Below are 26,652 nucleotides of genomic sequence, written 5' to 3' on the forward strand. Positions count from 1 at the left end.
TACGAGCGATCAAGAGGACAAAAAATTCTTCTTTTGCCATATGGGGATAATGACTTTGCGATGACGGGTTGCAACACCGAAGTCCGGTAAGATCGCACCCCGTGTCAACCAGCATCCTGTGACATCTGTGCCGCAGCCGCAGGTTTAGTGGCTGTCATGCGAAAAACGGTCTTGGCTTTTGAACCGTCTTGCTTATGATGAAAACGACCAACGCTAACGAGGGAGGTATTTGATGGCATATTTTTCCGACTCCCCGGTGGCGTCCGCCAATTTTGGCTGAGGCCCTTCTTCTCTTTTCATCAAGAGATCGAAACGTAACGGCTGGCTAAGCCTGCCCTTTCCTAATTCCCCAAATTCTTTTCGCGCTTCGATCCGGCGCGGATTCCGTCTTTCATTCTATCTTGGGACCGGCTGTCTGCCGGATGCACTTCATGTCTTTTGGTTTGAAATTACGCCGAAGTCAGGCGTTTCGCAGTGTTTTTGGTTTCTGTTGGCAGCATTGGCGCAAACAGCCCGGTCGCGTCGCCTTCATGCTCGTCGCCGTGTTGTTCTCAACGCTGGCCGATGTGCTGACGCCCATGTTCGCAGGGCGGCTGGTGGATGCCGTCGTTTCCGGCACGGCAAGCGACCCCGCCGTCTGGAACAATGCGCTTACCGCATTCTGTTGGCTCATGGGCCTTGCCGTGCTGGCCGTCATTTTGCGACACGCCACCTTCATGACCATCATCAGCTTCACACTGCGGTCGATGACGGATATTGCGGCGGATTCGTTTCACCGCATCCAGCGCTTCTCCTCGGACTGGCATGCCAACAGCTTTGCCGGATCGACGGTCCGCAAGGTCACACGCGGCATGTGGGCGCTGGATCTGTTGAACGACACGGTGTTCGTCGCGCTGTTTCCATCGGTCATCATGCTGATCGGCTCGACCCTGTTGATGACATGGTATTGGCCAATGATGGGCCTGCTCGTCGGGCTCGGCTCCCTGTTATTTGTCGTGATTACGGTGTGCATGGCGCTCGGCTATGTTGCGCCCATGGCAAGCCTTGCCAATGCCTGGGATACCAAGCTGGGCGGCTCGCTGGCCGATGCGGTGACCTGTAATGCCGTGGTGAAAGCCTTTGGTGCCGAGGAGCGGGAAGACCGTCGCCTGACGCGCGTGATGGGCAAATGGCAGGACCGGACACGGCGCACATGGACGCGTGGCACGATCAACGGCACATTGCAGGCAGGCTTGCTCAGCATCATGCGCGCAGGCGTGGTCGGGCTAGCGCTGTTGCTGTGGGCCAGCGGCAAAGCCAATGCGGGTGATATCACCTTCGTTCTCACGGCCTTCTTCATCCTGCAGGGTTATCTGCGCGAGATCGGAATGCATATCCGCAACTTGCAGCGGTCGGTGAACGACATGGAGGAACTCGTTTCCATCCACTCGCAACCGCTCGGTATCGACGATGTCACCCATGCAAAGACGCTTGTCATCGACGAAGGCAAAATCGAGTTCGACCGGGTGAGCTTCCATTACGGCAAACACCTGGAGCCGCTCTACAAGGACTTCTCGGTCACCATCAAGCCGGGCGAGCGCGTGGGACTTGTCGGTCATTCCGGTTCGGGCAAGACGACTTTCATCAAGCTGATCCAGCGTCTGCATGATGTCAGTCACGGCATGATCCGCATCGACGGGCAGGATATTTCGCAGGTGTCGCAGGCCTCGTTGCGCCAGCAGATTGCCATCGTGCAGCAGGAGCCGATCCTGTTTCACCGGTCGCTGGCCGAAAACATCGCCTATGCGAGGCCGAACGCCACGCAGAGCGAAATCGAGAACGCGGCGAAGCTTGCCAGCGCGCACGGCTTCATCACGGCTTTGCCGAAAGGCTATGGCACGCTTGTAGGCGAACGCGGCGTGAAACTGTCGGGTGGTGAGCGTCAACGTATCGCAATCGCACGGGCGTTTCTGGCGGATGCCCCCGTCCTCATCCTTGATGAGGCGACGTCCAGTCTGGATTCGGAATCGGAGATGCTGATCCAGAACGCGATGGAGCGGCTGATGCTGGGACGCACGACGCTTGTCGTGGCACACCGTCTCTCAACCGTCCGCTCGCTCGACCGTCTCCTGGTGTTCAGTCACGGCACCATCGCCGAAGAGGGAACGCATGTCAGCCTGATCCAGAAGAAAGGTGGCATCTATCGCGGCCTGTTCGAGCGACAGGCGCTGGAACTGACAAAAGGCCTCGTCATGGATGTTGCCGAATAATGGCGTTGGGCCACGGCATCGTGCGATGCCGTGGACCTTTTTCGTTATCGCCAACCGAGTTCGGGTGCGACGTGTTTCAAGATGCAATCGAGAACATGCACGTTGTAGTCGACGCCTAGCTGGTTGGGGATCGTCAACAGCAGCGTATCGGCTTCGGCAATCGCCTCGTCCTGCGCCAGTTCCTTGATCAGCGCATCCGGCTCCGCCGCGTAGGACCGTCCGAAGATGGCCCGCGTGGTCGGGTCGATATAGCCGATGCTGTCGCTTTCCTTGGCACCGCCGAAATAAGCGCGGTCTCGGTCATCAACCAGTGCAAAGATGCTACGGCTGACCGAAACGCGCGGCTCCCGGCTATGACCGGCCTCCTTCCAGGCTTGGCGGAAGGCACGGATTTGCGCGGCCTGTTGCACGTGGAAAGGTTCACCGGTCTCATCGTTCTTCAACGTAGAACTCTGTAGGTTCATGCCCAGTTTACCTGCCCAGATGGCCGTGGCATTGGAACTGGCACCCCACCAGATGCGGTCGCGCAGGCCTTCCGAATGCGGCTCCAGACGAAGGAGGCCGGGCGGGTTGGGAAACATCGGGCGCGGGCTGGGTTCTGCAAAGCCTTCGCCTTTCAGCACCTCCAGAAAAACTTCGGCGTTGCTGCGGCCCATTTCCGCATCATCGGAACCGTCTTTCGGCTGATAACCGAAATACCGCCAGCCATCGACCACCTGTTCGGGCGAGCCTCGGCTGATGCCCAGTTGCAGGCGACCGTTGGAGATGAGGTCGGCAGCACCGGCATCCTCCGCCATATAGAGCGGGTTTTCGTAGCGCATATCGATAACGCCGGTGCCGATCTCGATCTTTTTCGTTCTGGCACCGACAGCGGCCAGCAGCGGAAAGGGTGAGGCCAGCTGGCGGGCAAAGTGGTGGACGCGGAAGTAAGCGCCATCAACGCCGATTTCTTCAGCGGCAACAGACAGCTCGATGGATTGCTGGAGCACGTCCTTGGCGCTGCGCGTCTGCGAATGCGCACCGGGGCTCCAGTGACCGAAGGACAGAAAACCAATCTTCTTCATAATATCTCACCTGAATTGCATATGTTTTGTTGCCAAACATATAGTGCGCAATTCAGGGAATGTACGTCCAAGATTGTGAACAGTCTGTTCAGGCCTTGGCGCGAACGACGCCGCCGTTTGAGTGAAGGCCGCTGCCCCCTTCCTGAACCTGCGCATTGACGATGGCGCTGGCGAGTTGTCGAAAACTGACCATGCCCAGAACCTCCCCCTTGGTATTGGCAACGGCTGCGTCATCCTGACCGCTGATCGACAGCAGGCGCATGGCTTCTTCGACACTGGTTCCCGCCAACACCTGCGGACCGCTGAGCGGCATGCCCGGCCTGACCGGAGACATAACGGCTTCGACATTGATGACGCGACCGCGATTCACTTCCTTGACGAAGTTGGCGATGTAATCATCCGCCGGGCGCAGCACGATATCCTGACTGGTGCCCTGCTGAATGACTTCACCATCGCGCAGAATGGCAATCTGGTCTCCCAAACGCAGTGCCTCATCCAGATCATGGGTGATGAAGACGATGGTTTTCTTAATTTCCTTCTGGATATCCAGAAGCACGGTCTGCATATCCGTGCGGATCAATGGGTCGAGTGCGGAGTAGGCCTCGTCCATCAACAACACCTGCGCGTCGTTGGAGAGTGCGCGCGCCAGCCCGACGCGCTGCTGCATGCCGCCTGAGAGCTGGTTGGGGAAGCGCGTCTCGAAGCCTTTCAGCCCGACACGCTCCAGCCAGCGCATCGCGATGTCCACGCTCTGCGCCCGCGCCATGCCCTGCACCTCAAGGCCGTAAACGGTGTTATCCAGCACATTGCGATGCGGCAGAAGCGCGAATTTCTGGAACACCATGGCGGTCTGATGGCGGCGAAAGGCGCGCAGTTCCGTGGCATTCATCTTCACCACATCCACGCCATCGACCAGCACTTCGCCTGCGGTCGGGTCGATCAGCCGGTTGATGTGGCGGATGAGCGTTGATTTGCCGGAGCCGGAAAGGCCCATGATAACCTGAATGCAGCCGGAGGGGATGTCGATGTTGATATCCCGCAGGCCCAGAACATGGCCATACCGTTCATTCAGCTCCGTCTTCGCCAGCCCGTTCCTCACCGCATCCACGTGGGCTTGCGGATTGCTACCGAAAATCTTGTAGAGATTGCTGATTTTAATACCGCCAAAAGCGTCAGTCATGGGCCATCTCCTGATGTTTCTGGAGCCTTTTGCCATACGCCTGACTGATGCGGTCGAAGATAATGGCAATACCGACGATGGCTAGGCCATTGAAGATGCCGAGCGTGAAATACTGGTTAGCGATAGCTTTCAGAACCGGCTGACCAAGCCCCTGAACGCCGATCATCGAGGCGATGACGACCATGGCCAATGCCATCATGATGGTCTGGTTGATACCGGCCATGATGGTGGGAAGCGCCAGTGGCAATTGCACCTTGAACAGCTTTTGCCAGCCAGATGAACCGAAAGCATCCGCCGCTTCGAGCACATCCCGGTCCACTAGGCGAATGCCAAGATTGGTGAGCCGGATCATAGGCGGAATGGCGTAGATGACGACTGCGATCAGCCCCGGCACCCTGCCGATGCCCAGAAGCATCACGACGGGGATGAGGTAAACGAAGCTCGGCATGGTCTGCATGACATCGAGGATGGGATTGACCACCCGCTGGAAGCGGTTTGAGTGTGACATGATGATGCCGATGGGAAGACCGATGATGATCGAGAGCACCGTGCAGACGAAAATCATCGAGATCGTCCGCATCGTATCCGTCCACATGTCGAAATAGCCGATGGCGAGCAGGGTCAGCAGACAGCTTAAAACGATCTTGAGATTGCGGCTGGCAAACCAGGCAATGGCCATGATGATCAGAATGATGATCGGCCAGGGCGTTTGCGTCATGAAGCGCTCTGCGGCAATCAGAAACTGTTGCAGTGGCGAAAAGAAGCCCTCTATCGTGCCGCCCCAGGCACGCGTGAATTCACGAAAGCCATCATCGATCATCTTTTTCAGATTTCGAAGCGTCTCGTCGTTCATGTGCGGAAACGAGTAAAACCAGTCCATGCATGTCCCCTATGATCGCGGCGACATGCGAATGGTGTTGCCAATCGCATGTCTATTTGCGTGGCTGCCGGACGGCGGGTCTGACAGCAGGGAAGGTCGTCAGAGCGAAGCCTTGATCTTTTCCGCAGCGTCGGCAGACACCCACTTGGTCCAGATGTCGGGATTTTCCTTCAGGAAGTGCTTGGCGCTGTCTTCGCCCGTTGCCTGATTGTCCGTCATCCAGGCCATGAGCTTGTTGACGGTCGCGTTGCTCCAGGACCGCTTGTTGAGATAGTCCATCACTTCTGGGCCAGCCTTTTCCGAGAAAGGCTTGGCAACCAGCGTGACGACCTTGTCGACTGGCCATGCATTCGGCTTCGGATCCGGGCAGTCGGCAACCGTGTTGCAGCGTTTCCACTCGGCAGGATCAGCGGCAACGCCGGGCTCGAGCTTCACCATTTCATACTTGCCCAGCAGCGCGGTAGGTGACCAGTAATAGCCGACCCATGGCTGCTTGCGCTCATAAGCCTTGGCAATGGAGCCATCGAGACCGGCGGAAGAACCGCTATCGACGAGGACGAAGCCAGCCTTTTCAGCGCCGAATGCCTTGTAAAGCTGAGCCGTGACGACCGTGCCGCCCCAGCCCTGCGGGCCATTGACGATGGCGCCCTTGTTAGGATTTTCGGCATCCGGGAAAAGCTTGGGGTTTTTCAAGAGATCGCCGATGGTCTTGATATCAGGATGGGCCTCGGCCACGTATTTTGGTATCCACCAGCCCTGAATACCGCCATCCGGCAGAGCCGTTGCGGCCACGACGAGTTTGCCTTCATCCACGCCACGCTTGACGACATCTGGCAGCGTATCGGCCCATGCTTCCGGCGCAATATCCGGCTGGCCCTTTTCCACCATGGACGTGATGGTCGGGACCGTGTCGCCAATGGTGATATCGGCGCTGCAACCATAGCCCTCGTTGAGAATGATCTTATCAATGGCAGAGAGCACTTCCGCGCTCTGCCAGTTCATGCTGGCGATGGTGGGGCTACCGCATTCTGCGGCATACGACGCGGATGCGCCACCCAGCAGACCGAACACCAGACAGGTCGATGCAAGCAGTTTCTTCATATCTGTTCCCTTTATTGGCGGCGCTTATAAAGAACAGACCTGCCGCTGGGTCCGTCCCTATTCTTGTCTTTTGCAAGGTTGAGAGGATGATGGCGTGAAGCCCCGTCGCAGCCTAAGCAAAATGCGACGGCTTTTCGCCAAACCACGACAGGTCACGGTAATTTAATCTTCTGACGACTTTGGTGCCGAAGCCTCGGCATGCCGCACTTCGCGACAGGAAAACGCGCTTCGGGCTACAGATTCATTGCTGATGAATGTCAAAAAAAGCTGGATAGTTGGTTTTGTCGCGGCAATAGTACACGTCTGTCCATCAATGGACGGAACGGCATCGAAATATGCGGTTTTCAAATCAATTTGTTTAGGGGGAAATACCTTGGCTCGAATAACGCTCCGTCAGTTGCTCGATCACGCGGCAGAACACGGCTATGGCGTACCTGCCTTCAACATCAATAATATGGAACAGGCGCTGGCCATTATGGATGCGGCGGATGCCACCAATTCGCCTGTCATCATGCAGGCATCGCGCGGCGCGCGCGCCTATGCCAACGACATCATGCTCAAGCACATGATGGATGCGGTCGTCGAAATCTATCCGCATATCCCCGTCTGCGTGCATCTGGACCATGGCAACGAGGCCGCCAGCTGCATGACCGCCATTCAGGCCGGTTTCACATCCGTCATGATGGATGGTTCGCTGAAAGCCGACGGCAAGACGCCAGGTGACTGGGATTACAATGTCGGCGTCACCCGCCAGGTAACAGACATGGCCCACTACGGCGGCATCTCCGTGGAAGGTGAACTCGGTGTTCTCGGCTCGCTGGAAAGCGGAATGGGCGAGGCCGAAGACGGCCACGGAGCCGAGGGCGTGCTGTCGCACGACCAGTTGCTGACCGACCCGGACGAAGCGGTGAAATTCGTTCGCGAAACCAAGGTGGACGCGCTGGCCGTTGCTATGGGCACCAGCCATGGCGCCTACAAATTTACCCGCCGCCCTGATGGCACCGTGCTGGCCATGAATGTCATCGAGGAAATCCACAACAAGCTGCCGAATACGCACCTCGTCATGCATGGATCATCCACGGTGCCGCAGGATTTGCAGGACATCATCAATGCCTATGGCGGTGCGATCAAGCCGACCTGGGGCGTGCCTATCGAGGAAATCCAGCGCGGTATCAAGAATGGCGTGCGCAAGATCAACATCGACACCGACTGCCGCATGGCCATCACCGGGCAAATCCGCAAGGTTCTGGCGGAAGACCCTGCCGAGTTCGATCTTCGCAAATACCTGAAGCCTGCGCGTGAAGCCATGACCAAGCTCTGTAAGGAACGCTTCGAACTGTTCTGGACGGCTGGTCAGGCATCGAAGATCACGCCCATTCCGCTGCGGGAAATGGCAAAGCGTTATGCGTCCGGTTCGCTGGACCCGGTCATCTCCTGATCTTGACCCATAAAAAGGGCTGGGCCGCTCGGGAGAGAGGCCCAGCCCTTTTTTTCTCACACTTTTAGCAACTTGAATGTCTGGAAACTATCTGCTCAACCGTTATCGCGTTTGAATATCCAGTCATGATCCGGATGGTTCTGGAAGCGCCATTTGCGCATCGGGCCAGCCATCACATTGAGATAATACATCTCATACCCGTAAGGCGCACCGCAGGGGTGGTGCCCCTTTGGGACCAGCACGACATCACCATCGGAAACCGCCATGGTTTCATCCAGCGAACCATCCTCGGTAAACACCCGCTGAAAGCCAAAACCTTGGGCGGGGTTGAGGCGGTGGTAGTAGGTCTCTTCCAGATAGGTCATATCGGGGAAATTGTCCTCGTCATGCCGGTGCGGTGGGTAGGACGACCAGTGGCCGGAGGGAGTGAAGACTTCCGTAACCAGCAGGCTATCGGCCACATCGCGGTCTTCCATCGCGATGGGGAAGATGTAGCGCGTGTTGGCGCCCTTGCCGCGTTCGCTGAGAGAAATGCCAGTGGGGCCGATGACCTGCGCCTCCCTGCCCGGCTTGGCGGGTGCTGTGCAGACGCCGATGGTGCAATCGCTCGTGACCTTGACCGACCACGAGGAACCGGCGGGAATATAGACGCAATGCGGCGGCTTGCGTTCGAAGACATTCATGCGGTCGCCGAGTTCTCCGAAGTTCTTGTCTTCGGATAAGACCTCGGCTTTGCCTTCGACCAGCACCAAAATGACTTCGGTGTCGCCGGTTTGCTCGGCAGCGGTATCACCCGGTTTCAGCCGGTAGAGACCGAAACCGACATAGCCCCAGTCAGCACTTTCCGGCGTGATGTCGTGGACCTTGCCGGTTGTTCCGGTGGGCTTGCGCAGCAGATTGGCCATCGTCGTCTCCTTTGATCAGGCTTTGTCCAGCCCGGCTTGCCTGGCGAAATCCCGCAGGGATTTCAGGCCGAGGCTTTGATATTCGAACGGATTGCGGACATCCGGGTCCTGCTCGGCCTCGATGACTAGCCAACCGCTATAGCCATGTTCGGCCGCGATTTTCAGGACGAATGGGAAATCGACGCCACCGTCCGTATCGCCGGGAACGGTGAACACGCCGCGACGGACACCTTCCAAAAATGACAGATTTTCGTTGCGCACCTGAGCGGCAATATCGGGTCGAACGTTCTTCGCATGGATATGGCCGACGCGGGCCATATGTTTGCGAGCGAGACGTGCGGGATCACCACCGCCAAACAGCGTGTGGCCCGTGTCCAGCAGCAGCTTGGTGTGCGGCCCAGTGTTTTCCATCAGACGGTCGATCTCGTCTTCGCTTTCGATGATGGTGCCCATGTGGTGGTGGTAGACGAGCGCGATGCCCTGCTCGGCAGCGAATGCCGCCAGTACTTCCACGCCTGCACCAAAGTTTTTCCAGTCGGCATCGGCAAGCTTGGGGCGGTCATTGACCGGCTTTCCATCATCGCCGTGGATCGCGTTGGAGGTTTCGCAGACGATGATGACCTTGGAGCCCATGGCTTTCAGAAGATCGAGCGCAGGCTGCATGGCGGCCTTCTCGTCTTCTATGGCGTTGGTCAGCAGGTTGAGCGAATGCCAGCCGGACACGAAGCGCAGATTGCGGGGCTCCAGCACCGCTTTAAGCGCATCCGGTTCCTGCGGGAACTTGTGACCCTTTTCGATGCCATCGAAACCGATTTTTGAGGTCTCATCCAGGCATTGCTCGAGGCTGATATGGGCGCCCAGCGTGCGGTCGTCGTCATTGCTCCAGGCGATGGGGTTGGTGCCGTAAAGGATCATCTTACTGTCTTTCCTTCAACGCGGCTTCGTAAGCGGCGCGTGCATTGTTGACTTCGTTCCGCTCAGAAACCTCCGGCACGGCCACATCCCACCAGTAACCACCGGCATCCGGAGTTGGGTACGGGTCGGTGTCGATGACGATGACGGTCGTCACCGTTGCCTCACGCGCCGCGTGCAAAGCGGTTTCCAGCTCCGCAATCGAGGACACCTTGTGGGCATCGGCACCCATGCTGGCGGCGTGGGCGGTAAAGTCGATGGCGATTGGGTTGGTGTGATTTGTGTGGGCGTAGAGATTGTTGAACTCCGCGCCGCCGGTGCCCATTTGCAGGCGATTGATGCAGCCGTAACCACGGTTATCAGTGATCACGAGGGTGATCTTGACGCCCATGGCGACGGCGGTCGCCAGCTCCGAATTCATCATCATATAGGAGCCATCGCCGACCATAACGATGACATCGCGATGCGGTTCCGCCATCTTGATGCCGAGACCACCGGCGATCTCGTAACCCATGCAGGAGAACCCGTATTCCATGTGATAGGAGAGCGGCAGCTTGGCCTTCCACAGCTGGTGCAACTCGCCCGGCATGGTGCCCGCCGCGCACATGACGACGGTATTGTCGCCCGAAGCGCGCTGCACAGCGCCGATGACCTGCATATCGGTCGGCAGGCTGTTGGCTTCGGTTGGCGATGCGGTGACGGCATCGGCTTTTGCAAACCATTGCTGTTTCAAGGCCGTGTCGGGCGCTGAAAAGCGGTGGCTGCCCAAAGCGGCGGACAGCTTTTCCAGGCCCACTTTCGCGTCTGCCGTCAGGCTGATTGCATTGTGCTTGGCGCTGTCATAGGGCTGGACGTTCAGCGCCAGCAGCTTGCGATCAGGGTTCTTGAAAAGCGCCCAGGAGCCGGTGGTGAAATCCTGAAAGCGAGTGCCGATGCCGAAAACGAGATCGGCCTTTTCGGCAATGGCATTGGCGCTATCTGCACCGGTGACGCCGACGGGGCCGAAGTTCAGGTCGTGATCCCAAGCAAGAGCCGACTTGCCCGCCTGCGTTTCGATGACGGGAATGGCGTGCGTCTCGGCAAAGCGTTTCAGCGTGTCTGTTGCACCGGAGAAATGAACGCCGCCACCGGCGACGATGACCGGATTTTTCGCGGCCTTCAGAGCCGCAACGGCGTCTTCGAACTCGGCGACATCGGGTTCGGGACGGCGCTGACGCCACACTTTTTTCTGAAAGAAACTGGCCGGATAATCATAGGCTTCCGCCTGCACGTCCTGACAGAAGGCGAGCGTGACCGGGCCGCAATCGGCAGGGTCTGTCATGGTGCGCATGGCGCGCGGCAAGGCGGTGAGAAGCTGTTCGGGCCGTGTGATGCGGTCGAAATAGCGGCTGACGGGTTTGAAGCAATCATTGGCTGACACGGTGCCATCACCGAAATCCTCGATCTGCTGCAACACCGGGTCGGGGCCACGATTGGCGAAGACATCGCCGGGAATGAGCAGGACGGGCAAACGGTTGACATGGGCAAGTGCGGCTGCCGTCACCATATTCGTCGCGCCGGGGCCGATGGAGGACGTGACCGCCATGGCGCGGCGGCGGCCGAGTTGCTTGGCATAGGCGATTGCCGCATGCGCCATAGATTGCTCGTTCTGGCCGCGATAGGTCTTCAGCTCATCGCGAATGCCGTAGAGCGCTTCACCAATACCAGCGACATTGCCGTGGCCGAAAATGGCCCAGACACCGGCGATATAGGTCTCGCCATCCTCGTTCATCTGTGCAGCCAGATAGCGCACCATTGCCTGCGCTGCCGTCAATCGTAGTGTCGTCACGCTGCCTCTCCCTTGTTCTTTTTGGCGCGCGCCTCATCCCAGATGCGGCAGAGCGCGCTGTAGCGATCCGCCATCTGGGTGACGGCGTCTGCGTCGCTCATCTTTTCCGAAAGCCATGCCCGCGCCGCATCGGCAAAGATCGTGCGGCCAACGGCAAAACCTTTGACCAGATCAAAGCCTGCGGCCAGACGGAAGCTCTCCTCCAGCTCCGCCTGCGGGGCATCCAGACCCAACACGACGATTCCGCGCACATAGGCATCGTTGCGCTGCACCGCATCGGTCGCGTTTTTCCACGCTGCCTCACTTTTCATCGGCTCCAGCTTCCACCAGTCGGGGTAGACGCCGATTTCGTAGAAACGATCGATAATCCGTGCCGTCGTCGTGTTATCCACGGCGCCGACCTTGGAGGGGATGACCTCCAGCAGCAGTTCCAGACGGTTGCGGCGCGCAGCCTGGAACAGGCGAAGCACGGTGTCTTCCTGTTCCTTGCGCAATTCCTCGGCATCATCCGGGTGATAGAAGCAGAGAACCTTGACGACATTGTTGGCGGGCCATTCGTTCAGCCCGCCGAAATCGAGGCCGAGTTCGGGCTCCAATGTCAGGGGACGAGAGCCCGGCCATTCTACGGGGCGGCCAATCCACAGGTTCGTGCCGCTCGCCTCGTAAAGCGCATCGCGGCCCAAGCGGCTGTCGCAGAGAATGCCGTATCCGGCGTCGCCGCCGGACACCTGAAGGGCCGCCTTCAGGCAAAGCTTCTTGAACTCGCCAATCCTACCGTGATCGACACCGGCCTCATCCGCCATCGCTTCCAGTTGCATCCGATGATCGAAGGCGAAGACGCGCATGGTGTTCCAGTCACCCTTGCGGTTGGTGGCCCAATGCACCTGCTCCAGCGCCTCATCCTTGCGCAACGCCTTGTTCCTGATACCGGTGCGGAAGAAATATTGCAGCTCTTCCCAGCTGGGATAAGCGGGCGTGCAGCCGTGGCGGGAGACAGCGAATGCGCCGCAGGCGTTGGCGTATTTCAGCGTCGTTGGCCAGTCTTCGCCGCGAAGCCAGCCACGGAACAGCCCGGCCATGAAGCCATCGCCAGCACCCAGCACGTTGAAGACCTCGATGGGGAAACCCTCGCCGGATTCGCCGTCATCGAGGCTGGCTGGAATCTCGCCCGGAAAGACGGACGCGCCCATGGGGCCGCGCTTGCAGACCAGCGTTGCCTTCGAAACTTTTCGTACGGCTTTCAGCGCTTCCAACGTGTCGGTGGAGCCGCCCGCAATGTGGAACTCCTCTTCCGTTCCGACGATGAGGTCGAACAGGTGTAGTGTCGATTGCAGCTTGGCGGTGACCGCCTGGGATTCCACGAAGCGGCTTTCGCCATCGCCATGGCCCGCAACGCCCCAGAGGTTGGGGCGGTAATCGATATCGAGCGCGGTCTTTGCACCACCTTCCCGCGCCAGCCGCAGCGCCTTCAACACGGCGGCTTCCGTGCGCGGATGCGACAGATGCGTGCCGGTGGCGCAGACGCATCCGGCATCTGCTATGAAGGCTGGATCGATATCGTCTTCGCACAAAGCCATATCGGCGCAGTTTTCGCGGTAGAAAATCAGTGGAAATTGCGACTGGTCGCGAATGCCGAGCAACACCAGTGCCGTCAGGCGCTCCGGGTCGGTCTTGACGCCTCTGATATCGACGCCTTCGCGCACCAGCTGTTCGCGGATAAAGCGCCCCATGTGCTCGTCACCCACACGGGTGATGACGGCGGTCTTCAGACCGAGCCGCGCGCCACCGGCAGCGATGTTGGTGGGCGAGCCGCCGATATATTTGTTGAAGGAGGCCATATCCTCCAGCCGACCGCCAACCTGCGCGCCGTAAAGATCGACCGACGAACGGCCAATGGTAATGAGATCGAGCTTCGTCACGACCGTCCTCCCTCGCTGTAACGCGAACCCTGCATCTGGAATGACACTCCACCATCATTCCATGTCAGATTATTTTTGGACTATAAATTCCAAATTTTGTATTTTCAACATAAATATTCAATTTTGACGATGCGTACCCACCCCCACGGCCAGCGCGATGGCAACACAAAGCGTTGCCGAAAGCGAGCGGAAAGCACCGAAATCAACCTCCGAAACCGCAAGAATGGTCGCCCCAAGCTTCCGCATCGGGCTCACTGCCGTATCGGTAACGGCGACCACCGGAATGCGCCTTGAAAGGCTGGACGACACAAGATCCATCGTCTCGCCAGAATAGGGCGAGAAGGTGATGGCCAGCACGACATCACCGGTGCGGATCGCGCTTTCATTGTGTAATTGCCCGACAGAGGCATGCAGCATGGCGGGAACACCCATCTTTTCAAACGCATAGGCCAGATAACTTGCAACCGCGAATGAACGTCTAAGACCGATGATGTGGATGGTAGCAGCCTCGGAGAGAACCTTGATCGCTGTTTCGAACTCCTGCGGATCGACCGTGTTCAACACGCTTTCCAGCGAGGCACGGCCTGCATCCACGAATTCCGCGAGCAGCAGCGCACCGCCGTCTTCGCCTTTATTGCGCAGGTTGCTCAGCCTCGTGGTGTAATCCGGCCAGCCGCCGGTGTAATGTTCCCGAAACAGCCGCTGCATGTCCGAAAAACCGGTGAAGCCCATGATCTGGCTGAAACGCATGATGGCGGATGGCTGGACGCCCGCACTTTCCGCAAGCTCTGCGACGGTGGACACCGCGATGCGATCCGCATGGGCGGCGACGTAATCGGCGCATTGGCGCAGGCGTTTCGGCAGACTGTCCGTTACCTCCAGCAAGCGTTCCTGAAAAGCTTCAACCGTCGCCGGGGCCGCATTTGCATTCATGACATCTCCCTCATTTTCCATCCCACCTCCAATATGGAATATCCATTCCAAAATTTTTCACAAGGTTTCCATGGCGATTCATCGGGTGACAGTAAGAGCCCGACATGGCATAGGGACGCCAATCCTCCAGCTTATCGGTTACCTCCAATGATCCGCATCGAAAACATCAGCAAATCCGCCAGCCACCGCATCCTCTTCATCGAGGCGTCTGCTGCGCTCAACAAGGGCGAAAAGGTCGGGCTCGTCGGCCCCAATGGCGCGGGCAAGACGACGCTGTTTCGGATGATCACCGGTCAGGAGCAGCCGGATGAAGGTCAGGTGGCCTCCGAAAAGCACGTCTCCATCGGTTACTTTAATCAGGATGTCGGCGAAATGGCGGGCCGCAGTGCCGTGGCGGAAGCCATGGAAGGTGCGGGACCTGTCAGTGCCGTTGCGACCGAGCTTCGCGAACTGGAAGCCCGTATGGTCGACCCGGAGCAGCTCGACCAGATGGACGAGATCATCGAGCGTTATGGCGAAGTGCAGGCGCGCTATGAAGAGCTGGATGGTTATTCGCTCGAGGGACGTGCGCGCGAAGTGCTGGCAGGCCTGAGCTTCAGCCAGGAGATGATGGACGGCGATGTCGGCAAGCTCTCGGGCGGCTGGAAGATGCGTGTGGCCTTGGCCCGCATTCTCCTCATGCGTCCCGATGTGATGCTGCTCGACGAACCGAGCAACCATTTGGATATCGAAAGCCTGATCTGGCTTGAAAACTTTTTGAAGACCTATGACGGGGCGCTTTTGATGACCTCGCATGACCGCGAGTTCATGAACCGTATCGTCAACAAGATCATAGAAATCGATGCGGGATCGCTGACGAGTTATACGGGTGACTACGGCTTTTACGAGCAGCAGCGCGCCCAGAGCGAAAAGCAGCAGCAGGCACAGTTCGAGCGCCAGCAGGCGATGCTGGCCAAGGAAATCAAATTCATCGAACGCTTCAAGGCCCGCGCCTCGCATGCATCGCAGGTCCAGAGCCGTGTGAAGAAGCTGGAAAAGATCGATCGCGTCGAGCCGCCCAAACGCAGGCAGACCGTGGCCTTCGACTTCCAGACGCCACCGCGCTCCGGCGAAGATGTCGTGTCGTTGAAGCAGGTGCATAAGGCCTATGGCCAGCGCACCATCTATGAAGGTCTGGATTTCATGATCCGCCGCAAGGAGCGCTGGTGCATCATGGGCGTCAACGGGGCCGGTAAATCCACGCTTCTCAAGCTGATTGCGGGTACCGCCGAGCCGGATGTCGGCAGCGTCAATGTCGGCGCCAGTGTCAAGCTCGGCTATTTTGCCCAGCACTCCATGGACCTGTTGGATGGCGAGGCCACCATTTTGCAATGGCTGGAACAGCGTTTCCCAAAGGCCGGACAGGCTCCGTTGCGCGCGCTTTGCGGCTGCTTCGGCTTTTCGGGTGACGATGTCGACAAGAAATGCCGGGTGCTTTCAGGTGGTGAAAAAGCGCGTCTCGTCATGGCCGCCATGCTGTTCGACCCACCCAACTTCCTCGTTCTGGACGAACCGACCAACCACCTTGACCTCGACACCAAGGAAATGCTGATCAAGGCGCTGGGCGAATATGAAGGCACCATGCTCTTCGTTTCGCATGACCGTCATTTCCTTGCAGCACTTTCCAACCGGGTGCTGGAACTGACGCCTGAGGGTATCCACCAATATGGTGGCGGCTATACGGAATATGTCGAAAGAACGGGCGCGGAGGCTCCCGGGCTGCTATCATAGGTTTGGAATAGGACACACTGAGGTTTTGGGAGGAACCGAGGATGGGTAAAGCACAGATCGTGGGCTGGGCCCACGGACAGTTCGGCAAATCGCCGCTTGAGAACACCGAGCAACTCATGGCCTCCGTGCTCGCTCCGGCCATGGAGCATGCGTGTATCGAAGCCACAGATATTGACGGCATTTTTGTCGGCGTCATGAATAACGGCTTTTCCAAGCAGGACTTTCAAGCAGCCCTCGTTGCCATGGGCGATGAACGGTTGGCCCACACGCCTGCCGTGCGCTTCGAAAATGCCTGCGCCACCGGCACGGCGGCGCTCTACAGCGCCATGGATTTCATCGAAGCCGGTCGCGGACGCATCGCCCTTGTGGTCGGCGCAGAAAAGATGACCGCGCTTCCGACAGCCGAGGTGGGAGATATTCTGCTATCCGCGTGCTACCGCGCCGAGGAAGGCGATATCGACGGCGGCTTTGCCGGCCAGTTTGGGCGGATCGCGCAAGCCTATTTCCAACGTTACGGCGACCGATCGGAAGAACTGGCGATGATTGCCGCCAAAAACCACGCGAATGGTGCTGCCAATCCATATGCTCATATGCGCAAGGACTTCGGTTTTGATTTCTGCAACACCGTTTCCGACAAGAACCCCTATGTCGCGGCACCTCTACGCCGCACGGATTGTTCGCTGATTTCGGACGGGGCGGCTGCAATTGTTATCGCAGATGAAGAAACGGCAGCGACACTTCATCGCGCCATAGGCTTTCGGGCAAGGACGCAGGTTAACGACATCATGGCGCTCAGCCGTCGCGATCCCCTGGCATTCGAGGGTGCAAGACGGGCCTGGGCCAAGTCGTTGGAAACGGCAGGCGTGGAACTCTTCGATCTGTCGCTTGTGGAAACTCACGACTGCTTCACCATTGCAGAACTGCTTGAGTATGAGGCGATGGGTCTGACAGCGCCAGGTGAAGGTTACCGCGTCGTGAGAGATGGAACAACGCAGAAAGACGGGCGTCTGCCCGTCAACCCTTCCGGCGGACTGAAGTCCAAGGGGCACCCGATCGGTGCTACCGGCGTCTCGATGCATATTATGGCAGCTATGCAGCTTGTGGATGAAGCAGGCGACATGCAGCTTCCAGATGCGCGGTTGGCTGGCGTTTTCAACATGGGCGGAACGGCTGTTGCCAACTATGTCTCGATATTGGAACGTATGAAATAAATAAGCCGGGTACGTTCCAAAAATAAAAATGCGGCCCAAAAGCCGCATTTCGAAATTCTATCAACCGGTCTCAGTTCATCGTTTCCCAGTTGCTTCGCACGTCGGAGGCCGATTTGCTCAAGTGCACATGGGCGTCCACATGGTCGACCCAGTCAAGTGGAATGAGGTGGTGCTTGCCATCATCGGAATCGGTCCGTGTCAATTTGATCCGGCTCTTCCCTTCCATATGATCGACAGTGCCTACATGGCTGCCATCAGCGGAACGGACTTCCATATGCTCGCGAATTTTATCTTCAGAAATCATTTCTGCTTCCTCCGTTTGTTTCTTCAAACTGCAAGGAGGAAATGGAGTTGAGCGGGTTTCGTTCCCGCTTTTTCTGTCGGTATCGCGGACAGTGTGCTGCTGACACCCTTAGAAAAGGGCGTCGGCAAACAGATCGTCATCATCCGCAACGGCTGCCTGGCTCGCGGATGCTGCGCTTGATGTCGACGCATTCGCCGGCAGATAACGCAGATGAATGTCACGCTCCTGCGACATCGTATAGAGCTTGTAGACACGTTGGCTGAACGGCTCGATTTTCTCGGCAAAGCCCGAGACATCAGCGTTGAAGCCCTGAGAAAGTTGGGCAGCAATCTGACAGCATTCGTTGAAGGTATTGCCCAGTTCGCTCTCGAAATCCAGTGTCACCACAGCCGAGCTGATGCGGGTGAAGACCGCCTGCCCTTCCTGCGCCAATGCGTCGATACCCGTCTCCATCCGGGTTTTCGCCACCCGAACACAGTCCAGCGCGTCTTTCAGGGGAGCTGCGAGATCGGCAGAAAGACCGCGGCCTTCCTGCGCCAGTTGCTGTGTCATGGTTTCGACGCGCTGCAATTCTTCCACAATAGCGTCGGCAGGCGTTTCGAGCTTGCCTGCGAAGACACGCATTTCGCCGCTGACGACATTGACAGAACGACCCGCATCACCGAGCTTCGAGCAGCGCAGGTTTGAGTTCAGCGCCATGTAATGAATGTCGATCTTGATCGAGCGGAGCACCTCGATGCCGCGCGACAGTTCCTTCGAGCTATCCGTGACGGATTGTACGACATCATCGGCGTCGGCGCTGCTCTCCTGAACGCGCGCCACCAGATCGCAGGCCTCGACGATGCCCTTCTCCATGAGCGCAAGCACGTTGCTGTCGCTATTGACGGTCTTGTCGACCAATTCGTCGCGGAGCGAAAGAATGCGCGCAGCATCGTCGGCAAAGCTGGAAATGCTGGTGAAGATCTTGCCGCAGTCACGGTGGAAATCAGCAGCCGTTTCATCCATCTGCGCGCTGGCCATCTGCAACACGGCTTCTCTCAGGACCACCCGTTCGTTGTTGTCGAGCGCCTTGCCTTCCGGAGACGCAAAGAAATCATCCAGAATCTGGAGCATGCTTTGAATATGCTCGATACGCTGGCGGGTGATATCGCCGATCTGCAGCGAAGAAAGAACCGAGCCGATCTTGCCCTGAATGGTCTGGGCAATCTTCTTGGCCTGAGCCGCGATATCCGCCATTTCCTGATGCTGCTGCGAAATGCGCGCCGAGTTTTCGGTGAGGCCCTTGATGATATGCGGAATGGTGGAATCGAAATCGGCCTTCGTGCCGGACGAGAACGAAAGCGCCTTGATGAGTTGCGTGCGCATGACGGCGAGGTTTTTGGCAAAGCGCCCAACTTCGTCTGCACCGGACTGAATGCGCTCGCGGATCTCGTCTGCAAATCCCGCGAATTCGGCAAGACCCGCGCCGGTGATCTTGACGGTCACTGCAAAGGTCTTGAGGTATCGAATGGTTTCATGGATGTCGTCGATGTGACCGCCTGTGGTTTCGCACATATCCGCCAGTGACTTGAAGCTGGCCTGACGGCGCTCTTCTGTCTTCGGCAATTGTGCGAGGTCATTTATGGTCTTACGCAATCCTTCGACGTTGTCTTTCGCAGTTTTTCCATCCAGCGTTCCGGTCATCTCATCCAGAATGCCTGTCAGACTGCCCAGAATGTCCATGACGGAGACAAGCACCGCACCGCCGTCGAGAAATCTTTTCTCGATCTTGGCATGGGCGGCGGTCAGCTTGGCACTGAATTCGGCCTGCTGATCGAGTTTGTAGGCTTCGTTGGACTTCTGCAAACTAGTCATCGTCGTTTTCCGATCTTGCGTTGTAGAGGAACGCTAGGCGGATTTAGAAAACGACAGGTAAATCTCAGGTACCCATTACTCGCATAAAGCCAATTACAGTTAACAGTTGAGATACGGCGCTGGTTAACGGAAAGCGAGCGTTGCGGGCCGCAGTGTCATCCGGATCAGTTGCGCCATCTGTTGCCATCATTTGACGCATCGTCCTTGCCGAAGAAACGCGACGCGGCTTCGGTGCGGTTGCGCACGTTCATCTTCTTGTAGATGTTGCGGACATGAACCTTGACGGTGTTTTCCGACAGATGAAGCCGGTCCGCGATGATCTTGTTCTGGGTGCCCTTGCACAGCAAATCCAGAATCTGAACCTCTCGTGTCGTGAGCGCCGAAAACTCATTCTTGCGAGCGGCAAGCGCATCGGCCCTGTTGGCGACCACGCCGCGTGTGTCATATACGGTGCTTCGCGAGACCTCGGGACCCGATGTCAGCCTGCCAAGCAGTGCGGACGGGAAATGCTCGCCCCCCTTGATCAGCAGATCGACCGCTGCCATGAAGACATCGAGCCGCAGGTTCAAAGGCAGCACGCCATCGATGATGCGGGTTTCGACCAGTTGCTTGAGATAAGCCTCGATCATGTCGATCGCATCGATGACAAGCCCGATCCGGGCCAGCGGGTGCTTGGCGCGGATTTCCGCCAGCAGATCGCCGAGGCGGGCGCCGGACAGCTTATAAAGAAGAACGAGTTTGACGTCGCTCATGGGGGTCTCGGGTATGGAGGCGGATGGCGTCGTGCTCAACATCGTGCAAGCGGGAAACTTTTTGCCCAATGCCTCCACGAGACATTCGGAAAACAGATCCTCGTTTGCGATAACGAGTATGGTGCCCCCTGAAGATAACGCCCTATTATTGTGTTTTGCGTCTATAACCCGTGATGCGACCATGAACATATACGCCTCCCTACAGCGTTACGCAGATACTCTGTTCTATGTAGAGGCAAGGTGAAACAGTGAAGCGCCTGCTAAAGGCGTATTTCACATCCCCCAGCCAATATTTTAGTTATTTATTAATCATGAGAAATAGTACGAAATCGAGCGGAAGGAAATTGCCCAAACGGATTAGTGCGGCTGAAAACGCATAATAATCAGGGAATTTTTCACTTTCCTAATTTGTTTTGTAAGCAGCTGCTTAGAAAATGTATAAAAACTACATTATACAGTTGTATAATTATTATGACATAATTTCCGATTGCCATATCTCCGACATCGGTCGCAAGAAGATCGACCTTTCGATGCGCTTAGCGACCGGTATTGTCACTATTTTCGCGCAAAAGGTCTTTGATATGCTCGCAAATGGACCTGTAATCCTTTCGATCTCAATCTCGACCGACGCCGCATGGTTACGAGATGCTTAATCCCATTTAGCAACTGGTAAGCGACCGCCATCTCGGACACATTCGGCCCCGTTGCAACAGACCGCAACCGGACCAAGCCACTGCATCATCTGTGTTTGCGTAACGATGCACTGACGAACCGAGAAATGACCTGACAACCAGAAGCATGAAATCTGCAGTCGCTTGCGATTGCGGAGCCGGAGATGCGCATGTTGGTAACAGCGTCTTGTGCATTCCCAAAAGCAACAACCGGACAATCCGGGTCTTGAACCGCAGATGAAACGTCATGCGTCCATCTGCAATGTGTGAACATCGGAGCAAGCGCGTGTAAAATCCCATTTGAGATGAGAGGGATTCCGAAAGCTGCTCCGAACTTTTTCGGAGGGAATTGAAATGGGAAATCATCAGCAGCCAGCCGGCGACGACATCACCAAGATCGGCGCGCTTTCAGAGGGCTTCGCCAACACATCGACCAATGACAGCGACGTCGATGACAGCAATGTGGGCGTAGGCAACGGCGGCAACCGCGACAACACCTATAACGACAACAGCCAGAATCTGGATGTCGATGCCAAAGTTCAGGTCGCGACCGACAATGGTGACAACCGGGGCAACAGCTACGACTGGGAATATGACAGCAAGTCGTCCAGCTATAGCGACAACGACACCAATTCCAACAACAAGACAGTCAACGTCAACGACGCGGACACCAGCGTGAAGAGCGACTATGACTGGAGCTACGACAGCAAGTCGTACAGCGACAATGATACGAAGGTCATCACGCATACGGATACGGACACCAAGACCTTCAACTACTCCAACACCGATACCGACACGGACATCAAAACCACGACCGACAGCTTCAACAGCGCCTTCTCCAAGACCGACACCGATTTCTCGACTATCGAACATGTCAAGGACATCGGCAATCTGGGCGTTGCTGGCGGTGACATCGCGTTCAACCTGGGCGACGACTTCTCCTTCTCGCTCGACGTCGACAACATCCTCAACAACTCGCTGAACGGTGACGGCAACGACAGCGCATTCAGCTTGGTTCAGGCCAGCCATCTGGCGGATCAGGACACTGCCTACAACTTCAGCATGGACAACCAGAACGCCCAGAACCACCTGAGTGCCAATGGCGGCGACGCCGATGGTGCACAGGGTATGGAGATGGACGGCAAGGGTTGGGACCTCAAGGCAGGCGACGATGCAGCGGGCACCAGCTCGACAAATGCCTCTGCGATCTTGGCAAACTCCGGCTTCCATATGGAACTGGTACAGGGTGCAAACCTTCTCACCAACTCCTTCGAAGGCAGCGTCATTGGTGGCGATTCCCACCATGTCGGCGAAGACGCCTCTTCCTGAGACCTCACTTTCTAGATCGAACAGACTGCACCGGCTCGTGCCGGTGCAGTTTCCGGTTTGGACAGCCGGTAGATCCCGTCGGGTGGCAGCACCGCGCATCACATGCGTGGCCAGAGCGGGTCTGAAGAGGAGGGACAGCCATGTATACGGATAGAATCTCTGACATGATCGCCCATTTCATCGGGCTATTCGAAACGGAAATCGATGAGGCGCGGCTGAGGACACGTTACGTGGAAGGCAAGGGACTGCACGACGACGCAGCCTTGCCAGGCCCAGACGATGCGCAAAATACCGACCAGAGCTACGACACATCGCTTCTGGATTACGATCCCGGCGTGCGCTACCGCTCCGGCTACCTCGACTTCGGCCACGCACGCACGCATCAGGCTCTGTCTTTCGAAGACGCACTGCGCAGGCTTCACGATATTGCATCCCGCGACCTGACCGCCCCGCATTACCGGCTGCCAGGCCATGGTGGCGGATATGAGGAGCAGCCTCAACTCGTTCTCTATCAGGGCCCGGGCTCGGTGATCGCCCACGTCTCACAATTCACGCTGTTGCAGGATGACGACTATCTCAACATGACAGATGGTCCAAACACGATGCGCGACACGACATTCGCCACCGAACGGACCATGGAATTCTATGCCGACACCGTTCGCATGACCCCATTTGAAAGCTTTCACCGCACAGACACCTATGAAGGTTTGCAGGCGGTTGCCAAAACCCTCCACGATTACATTGAAGAAGCCAGAGAAAACGACGTTACGTCACTGGGCACGGGCACAACGCAGGACTTCGTCCTCGCCGATCATTCCATCAGCGGCACCTACGTCAATGGCGTATCCGTCAGCGCACTGCCTGACGTGGATGATTATATGCCCGACCGGGGCATCGCCAAACCGCCCGAGGACCCACAAGAAAGCGACGTTCCGCTGGAAAGTCATGGCGGTGCGGGCAACAGTCTGGAAGTCGAAGCGGGTGCCAATGTCGTGGCCAACATCGTGTCGGTCGTCAACACCGGCGTCATGTCGCCGGTCATGGCAGTCATGGGCGATTATCACCAGATCGATGCAATCACCCAGTCTTACATTTATAGCGACAGAGACGAGATCGGATCCAGCTTCGCCCGGGAAGATCACGCTGCCACCGTCGCCAACAACATCGCTTCCTTCCAACGATCCGTCTTCGGCGAAGGCACCAAGGGCGGTGACACCGACAGCTCCACCGAGGCCACGATTTTTCCGACGGCCTGGCGCGTCAGCTACGTTGAAGGCGATGTGTCCTTCGTTCACTGGGTCGAGCAATACCATTTCGTCACTGACAACGACACGATGACGGTGACGACATCCGGTGCCGATGTCAGCGTCCTGACGGGCGGGAACGGAGCTGTCAATCTTGCGAGCTTCCTTGGCATCGGCATGCAGTACGATCTGGTCATCGTTGGTGGCCATGTCCTCGACATGAACATGATTTCACAGACAGCCGTCCTGTACGATAACGACTGGGTCCGCGCACTGAACGGCGCATCGTCGGGTGCCACGGTTCAATCAGGCGGCAACTTGATATGGAATGAGGCGTCGATCCACAATGTCGGCGCCAACGACCGTTTCGACACCATGCCCGATTACATGATGGAAGCCGCAAAGGCCATCAACGAGCGCGATCCGCATATGCCCGACGGGCTTTCGACCGACCCGAATTTCGCGGGCTATGCCGGTCTCAACGTGCTCTATATCACCGGCAATCTCTATGATGTCACCTACATCAAACAGGTCAGCGTACTGGGCGATTCCGATGATGTCACGCAGGCGGTAGCCAAGGTGCTCGCCAACAACGAAAATGCGACTGTTCATATCGACACCGGCAGCAATGCAGTCGTCAACGTGGCGCAAATCACGGACTATGACAGTTTCGGCGGCTCGACCTATGTGGCCGGGCATCTCTATTCGGACGCCGTGCTGATTCAAGGCGGGCTTGTGGAAAACGATACGTCGCAACCGCATCCAGCACCTCTAGCCAATGAAATCATTGCTTTTCTCCACGACGACCACCCGGTTGACGATCACGCCGACGCGGTCTTCAACTCCGGTCACGATCTGTCGTGGTCACAAGCCCATCCCGTCGACGTCATGCAAACGGCGGTCGCTTGACCGGCCTTCCAGGGGACAGTTGAAATGGATCATATTTCAAGAGAAAAGATCGAGCAGGGCCGCGTGCTGGATATGGCTGGCGCAAAAGGCGACGACGGAGAGAACGATCTCACAGAGGCATGCATCTCCGCCATCAACGAGGCGGTCGACAATCTGCGGCAGCTTTCCAGCACAGCCGCCAAAGCGGAGACACACCGGCAGCCGCCGGCGTCAGCCGAAATCACCATCGAAGCGCGGGCAGTCCCTGAGGTCGAAATCCCACCTGTCCAACCTGCATCGCGTGATGCGCCAGAGGTGAAGACCGATCTCAAATCCACCCCTGAAATGCCCTTCGTCAAGACCATCGACAACAATGACGGTCCGATCCGGGAAAACGAGCGGCGTGTGAGCGCAGGAGGCGGCGGCAACGGCAGGCAACCCGACCTGAATGGCGGAGGCGGTGGTGGGGGCGGCGGCAACAACAGCGCCTTTCACAAACGAAGCGAGCCCGTCAACTTTTCCGTCAGTCTGGCCAAGGGCATTGCTGCCGTGCGGCGCAACATGGTCATCGTGATGCTGTTTACCATCGCGATCAACATTCTGCTCCTGGCAATTCCGCTCTACCTCTTCCAGATTTCCGATCGCGTCCTGACCAGCCGCTCGATGGATACGCTTGTCATGCTGACCATCGCCGTCATCGGCGCGGTGTTGCTGCAGGCCTTCATGGATTCCATCCGCCGCTTTATCCTCATGCGCACGGCTGTTGAACTCGAGGTCCAGCTCGGTGCACCGATCCTCAGCGCCGCCGCTCGCGCGTCCCTTCACGGCAGCGGGAAGGATTACCAGATCCTTCAGGATCTCCAGCAGTTGCGCTCGTTTCTGACATCTGGAACTCTGATCGCTTTTCTCGACGCGCCGCTGATGCCGCTGTTCGTGCTGGTGGTCTATCTCGTCCATCCACATCTGGGCATCATCATCATGGCCTGCTGCGCGGTGCTTTTCATCATCGCATGGCTGAACCAGAAATTTACGGCCAAGCAGTTTGCCGACGCCAACGGCTATGTCAGCCGCGCCAATTTCCATCTCGACAGCATGTCGCGCAACTCGCAGATCATCAACGCACTGGCAATGATACCCGAGGCAGTGAAGATGTGGGGCCGCGAAACGGCTGGATCGCTGAAATCTCATGTCGCTGCGCAGGATCGTAACATCATGTTTTCTGGCGTCTCGAAGGCCTGCCGCATGATTACCCAGATTGCGCTGCTAGGCTGGGGAGCTCATCTGTCGCTGTCGGGCGAATTGACCGGCGGCATGGTGATTGCGGCCTCGATCGTTTCCGGTCGCGCACTCGCCCCCATCGAAGGCGCAATCGAAGGCTGGCACCAGTTCAACAAATCCGCATCGTCCTATGGCCGCATCAAGCAGTTGCTGGTCAACTCACCACTCAACTTCCCACGCCTGCGCCTGCCAAACCCCGAAGGTCGCCTGGATGTGGAGCGCATTCTGTTCGTGCCACCGCCCCAGAAAAAAGTAATCCTGAACGGCATCTCATTTTCGCTGAAAAAAGGTGAATCGCTGGCGATCATCGGCAACTCCGGTTCCGGCAAGACCACGCTTGGCAAGATGCTGGTGGGGTCCATCCTTCCCACATCAGGCAATGTGCGGCTTGACCTCATGGATCTGCGCAATTGGGATCAACGCCAGTTCGGTGAAAGCATCGGTTATCTGCCGCAGGACGTGCAGCTTTTTCCCGGCACCATCAAGGCCAACATTTCTCGCATGCGTGATGATGTCGAGGACCAGCAAATCTACCAGGCTGCAGTGCTGGCCGACGTTCACGAGCTGATTGCCGGTTTTCCACAAGGCTACGAAACCGTTGTCGCCGCCGATGGCGCACCCCTTTCTGGTGGGCAGAAGCAGCGCATTGCGCTTGCCCGTGCATTCTTCGGAGATCCCAAATTCGTGGTGCTGGACGAGCCAAACTCCAATCTCGATACCCAGGGCGAACAGGCGCTGGCAAAGGCCCTGATCCACGCGAAAACGCAAGGCATCACGACAGTCACGATTACCCAGCGCCCTTCCCTGCTGCAATGCGTCGACAAGATCATGGTGCTGAAAGATGGCTCAGTCGCCATGTTCGGTGAACGCATCGAGGTCCTTGCGGCACTGTCCGGCAAACGCGGTCCACAGAGCGGGCAATCTCCCCAGATAGAAGGATAA

19 protein-coding genes are annotated in these 26,652 nt (G+C 57.5%); 7 read left to right on the forward strand and 12 right to left on the reverse strand.

Annotated elements, in window-relative coordinates:
* Positions 1 to 431: 431 nt before the first annotated feature.
* Positions 432 to 2,249, forward strand: coding sequence for an ABC transporter ATP-binding protein (locus tag ASF29_RS13490; protein WP_062451181.1), 1,818 nt, complete (start codon positions 432 to 434; stop codon positions 2,247 to 2,249).
* A gap of 44 nt (positions 2,250 to 2,293) precedes the next feature.
* On the opposite strand, the gene ASF29_RS13495 is transcribed toward ASF29_RS13490, so the two are convergent.
* The 4 genes from ASF29_RS13495 to ASF29_RS13510 form a co-directional block, all read right to left on the reverse strand.
* Complete coding sequence (locus ASF29_RS13495; protein WP_062451182.1) at positions 2,294 to 3,313, reverse strand: LLM class flavin-dependent oxidoreductase; 1,020 nt, start codon at positions 3,311 to 3,313, stop codon at positions 2,294 to 2,296.
* Between the two features lie 88 nt (positions 3,314 to 3,401).
* Positions 3,402 to 4,493, reverse strand: coding sequence for a glycine betaine/L-proline ABC transporter ATP-binding protein (locus ASF29_RS13500; RefSeq protein WP_062451183.1), 1,092 nt, complete (start codon positions 4,491 to 4,493; stop codon positions 3,402 to 3,404).
* Positions 4,486 to 5,373, reverse strand: coding sequence for a proline/glycine betaine ABC transporter permease (locus tag ASF29_RS13505; protein WP_062451184.1), 888 nt, complete (start codon positions 5,371 to 5,373; stop codon positions 4,486 to 4,488). The genes ASF29_RS13500 and ASF29_RS13505 overlap by 8 nt, the downstream gene beginning before the upstream one ends.
* Before the next feature lie 99 nt (positions 5,374 to 5,472).
* A complete protein-coding gene (locus tag ASF29_RS13510; RefSeq protein WP_062451185.1) occupies positions 5,473 to 6,474 on the reverse strand; it encodes an ABC transporter substrate-binding protein in 1,002 nt (333 codons plus the stop codon).
* Positions 6,475 to 6,847: 373 nt separating this feature from the next.
* Here ASF29_RS13510 and fba point away from each other — a divergent pair, with 373 nt between their 5' ends.
* Positions 6,848 to 7,912: a class II fructose-bisphosphate aldolase gene (gene fba / locus ASF29_RS13515; protein ID WP_062451186.1), complete on the forward strand. Its 1,065-nt coding sequence runs from the start codon at positions 6,848 to 6,850 to the stop codon at positions 7,910 to 7,912.
* A gap of 95 nt (positions 7,913 to 8,007) precedes the next feature.
* Here the strand turns inward: fba and iolB are convergent, their stop codons facing one another.
* The 5 genes from iolB to ASF29_RS13540 all read right to left on the reverse strand — a co-directional run bounded on the left by iolB (position 8,008) and on the right by ASF29_RS13540 (position 14,409).
* Positions 8,008 to 8,817: a 5-deoxy-glucuronate isomerase gene (gene iolB / locus ASF29_RS13520; protein ID WP_062451187.1), complete on the reverse strand. Its 810-nt coding sequence runs from the start codon at positions 8,815 to 8,817 to the stop codon at positions 8,008 to 8,010.
* A gap of 15 nt (positions 8,818 to 8,832) precedes the next feature.
* A complete protein-coding gene (iolE, locus tag ASF29_RS13525; RefSeq protein WP_062451188.1) occupies positions 8,833 to 9,732 on the reverse strand; it encodes a myo-inosose-2 dehydratase in 900 nt (299 codons plus the stop codon).
* A 1-nt stretch (position 9,733) separates the two neighbouring features.
* A complete protein-coding gene (iolD, locus tag ASF29_RS13530) occupies positions 9,734 to 11,557 on the reverse strand; it encodes a 3D-(3,5/4)-trihydroxycyclohexane-1,2-dione acylhydrolase (decyclizing) (protein ID WP_062451189.1) in 1,824 nt (607 codons plus the stop codon).
* Positions 11,554 to 13,476 (reverse strand): 5-dehydro-2-deoxygluconokinase, encoded by a 1,923-nt coding sequence (iolC, locus tag ASF29_RS13535; protein ID WP_062451190.1) that lies wholly within the window; start codon positions 13,474 to 13,476, stop codon positions 11,554 to 11,556. Before iolC ends, iolD begins: the two co-directional genes overlap by 4 nt.
* 117 nt (positions 13,477 to 13,593) lie before the next feature.
* On the reverse strand, positions 13,594 to 14,409 hold the full coding sequence (locus ASF29_RS13540) for a MurR/RpiR family transcriptional regulator (protein WP_062451306.1): 816 nt from the start codon (positions 14,407 to 14,409) through the stop codon (positions 13,594 to 13,596).
* Between the two features lie 147 nt (positions 14,410 to 14,556).
* Between ASF29_RS13540 and ASF29_RS13545 the strand changes: the two genes are divergently transcribed.
* Both ASF29_RS13545 and ASF29_RS13550 read left to right on the forward strand, forming a co-directional pair.
* Complete coding sequence (locus tag ASF29_RS13545; protein ID WP_062451191.1) at positions 14,557 to 16,179, forward strand: ABC-F family ATP-binding cassette domain-containing protein; 1,623 nt, start codon at positions 14,557 to 14,559, stop codon at positions 16,177 to 16,179.
* Between the two features lie 41 nt (positions 16,180 to 16,220).
* Positions 16,221 to 17,390 carry an acetyl-CoA acetyltransferase gene (locus ASF29_RS13550; RefSeq protein ID WP_062451192.1) on the forward strand — a complete coding sequence of 390 codons (1,170 nt, stop codon included), beginning with the start codon at positions 16,221 to 16,223 and terminating at the stop codon, positions 17,388 to 17,390.
* Between the two features lie 70 nt (positions 17,391 to 17,460).
* On the opposite strand, the gene ASF29_RS13555 is transcribed toward ASF29_RS13550, so the two are convergent.
* The 3 genes from ASF29_RS13555 to ASF29_RS13565 all read right to left on the reverse strand — a co-directional run bounded on the left by ASF29_RS13555 (position 17,461) and on the right by ASF29_RS13565 (position 20,483).
* Positions 17,461 to 17,694 (reverse strand): DUF2171 domain-containing protein, encoded by a 234-nt coding sequence (locus tag ASF29_RS13555; protein WP_062451193.1) that lies wholly within the window; start codon positions 17,692 to 17,694, stop codon positions 17,461 to 17,463.
* Between the two features lie 108 nt (positions 17,695 to 17,802).
* On the reverse strand, positions 17,803 to 19,548 hold the full coding sequence (locus ASF29_RS13560) for a chemotaxis protein (RefSeq protein ID WP_156462670.1): 1,746 nt from the start codon (positions 19,546 to 19,548) through the stop codon (positions 17,803 to 17,805).
* 164 nt (positions 19,549 to 19,712) lie between these two features.
* A complete protein-coding gene (locus tag ASF29_RS13565; protein WP_244473558.1) occupies positions 19,713 to 20,483 on the reverse strand; it encodes a response regulator transcription factor in 771 nt (256 codons plus the stop codon).
* A gap of 842 nt (positions 20,484 to 21,325) precedes the next feature.
* On the opposite strand from ASF29_RS13565, the gene ASF29_RS13575 reads away from it, so the two are divergent.
* The 3 genes from ASF29_RS13575 to ASF29_RS13585 all read left to right on the forward strand — a co-directional run bounded on the left by ASF29_RS13575 (position 21,326) and on the right by ASF29_RS13585 (position 26,652).
* Positions 21,326 to 22,300, forward strand: a complete 975-nt coding sequence (locus ASF29_RS13575; RefSeq protein WP_062451196.1) for a hypothetical protein — start codon at positions 21,326 to 21,328, stop codon at positions 22,298 to 22,300.
* A 140-nt stretch (positions 22,301 to 22,440) separates the two neighbouring features.
* The gene (locus ASF29_RS13580; protein WP_062451197.1) at positions 22,441 to 24,453 is read left to right on the forward strand and encodes a hypothetical protein; all 2,013 of its coding nucleotides are present in this window, start codon (positions 22,441 to 22,443) and stop codon (positions 24,451 to 24,453) included.
* A gap of 24 nt (positions 24,454 to 24,477) precedes the next feature.
* Positions 24,478 to 26,652 carry a type I secretion system permease/ATPase gene (locus ASF29_RS13585; RefSeq protein WP_062451198.1) on the forward strand — a complete coding sequence of 725 codons (2,175 nt, stop codon included), beginning with the start codon at positions 24,478 to 24,480 and terminating at the stop codon, positions 26,650 to 26,652.

The sequence above is a fragment of the Rhizobium sp. Leaf262 genome (genome assembly GCF_001422245.1).
Lineage (GTDB): Bacteria > Pseudomonadota > Alphaproteobacteria > Rhizobiales > Rhizobiaceae > Agrobacterium.

What these genes read in the sequence shown, in the direction of transcription:
- ASF29_RS13490 (WP_062451181.1), top strand. Translation starts at nt 432, where the DNA reads ATGTCTTTTGGTTTGAAATTACGCCGAAGTCAGGCGTTTCGCAGTGTT.
- ASF29_RS13495 (WP_062451182.1), bottom strand. Translation starts at nt 3,313, where the DNA reads ATGAAGAAGATTGGTTTTCTGTCCTTCGGTCACTGGAGCCCCGGTGCG.
- ASF29_RS13500 (WP_062451183.1), bottom strand. Translation starts at nt 4,493, where the DNA reads ATGACTGACGCTTTTGGCGGTATTAAAATCAGCAATCTCTACAAGATT.
- ASF29_RS13505 (WP_062451184.1), bottom strand. Translation starts at nt 5,373, where the DNA reads ATGGACTGGTTTTACTCGTTTCCGCACATGAACGACGAGACGCTTCGA.
- ASF29_RS13510 (WP_062451185.1), bottom strand. Translation starts at nt 6,474, where the DNA reads ATGAAGAAACTGCTTGCATCGACCTGTCTGGTGTTCGGTCTGCTGGGT.
- iolB (WP_062451187.1), bottom strand. Translation starts at nt 8,817, where the DNA reads ATGGCCAATCTGCTGCGCAAGCCCACCGGAACAACCGGCAAGGTCCAC.
- iolE (WP_062451188.1), bottom strand. Translation starts at nt 9,732, where the DNA reads ATGATCCTTTACGGCACCAACCCCATCGCCTGGAGCAATGACGACGAC.
- ASF29_RS13540 (WP_062451306.1), bottom strand. Translation starts at nt 14,409, where the DNA reads ATGAATGCAAATGCGGCCCCGGCGACGGTTGAAGCTTTTCAGGAACGC.
- ASF29_RS13545 (WP_062451191.1), top strand. Translation starts at nt 14,557, where the DNA reads ATGATCCGCATCGAAAACATCAGCAAATCCGCCAGCCACCGCATCCTC.
- ASF29_RS13550 (WP_062451192.1), top strand. Translation starts at nt 16,221, where the DNA reads ATGGGTAAAGCACAGATCGTGGGCTGGGCCCACGGACAGTTCGGCAAA.
- ASF29_RS13555 (WP_062451193.1), bottom strand. Translation starts at nt 17,694, where the DNA reads ATGATTTCTGAAGATAAAATTCGCGAGCATATGGAAGTCCGTTCCGCT.
- ASF29_RS13560 (WP_156462670.1), bottom strand. Translation starts at nt 19,548, where the DNA reads ATGACTAGTTTGCAGAAGTCCAACGAAGCCTACAAACTCGATCAGCAG.
- ASF29_RS13565 (WP_244473558.1), bottom strand. Translation starts at nt 20,483, where the DNA reads ATGGTCGCATCACGGGTTATAGACGCAAAACACAATAATAGGGCGTTA.
- ASF29_RS13575 (WP_062451196.1), top strand. Translation starts at nt 21,326, where the DNA reads ATGGGAAATCATCAGCAGCCAGCCGGCGACGACATCACCAAGATCGGC.
- ASF29_RS13580 (WP_062451197.1), top strand. Translation starts at nt 22,441, where the DNA reads ATGTATACGGATAGAATCTCTGACATGATCGCCCATTTCATCGGGCTA.
- ASF29_RS13585 (WP_062451198.1), top strand. Translation starts at nt 24,478, where the DNA reads ATGGATCATATTTCAAGAGAAAAGATCGAGCAGGGCCGCGTGCTGGAT.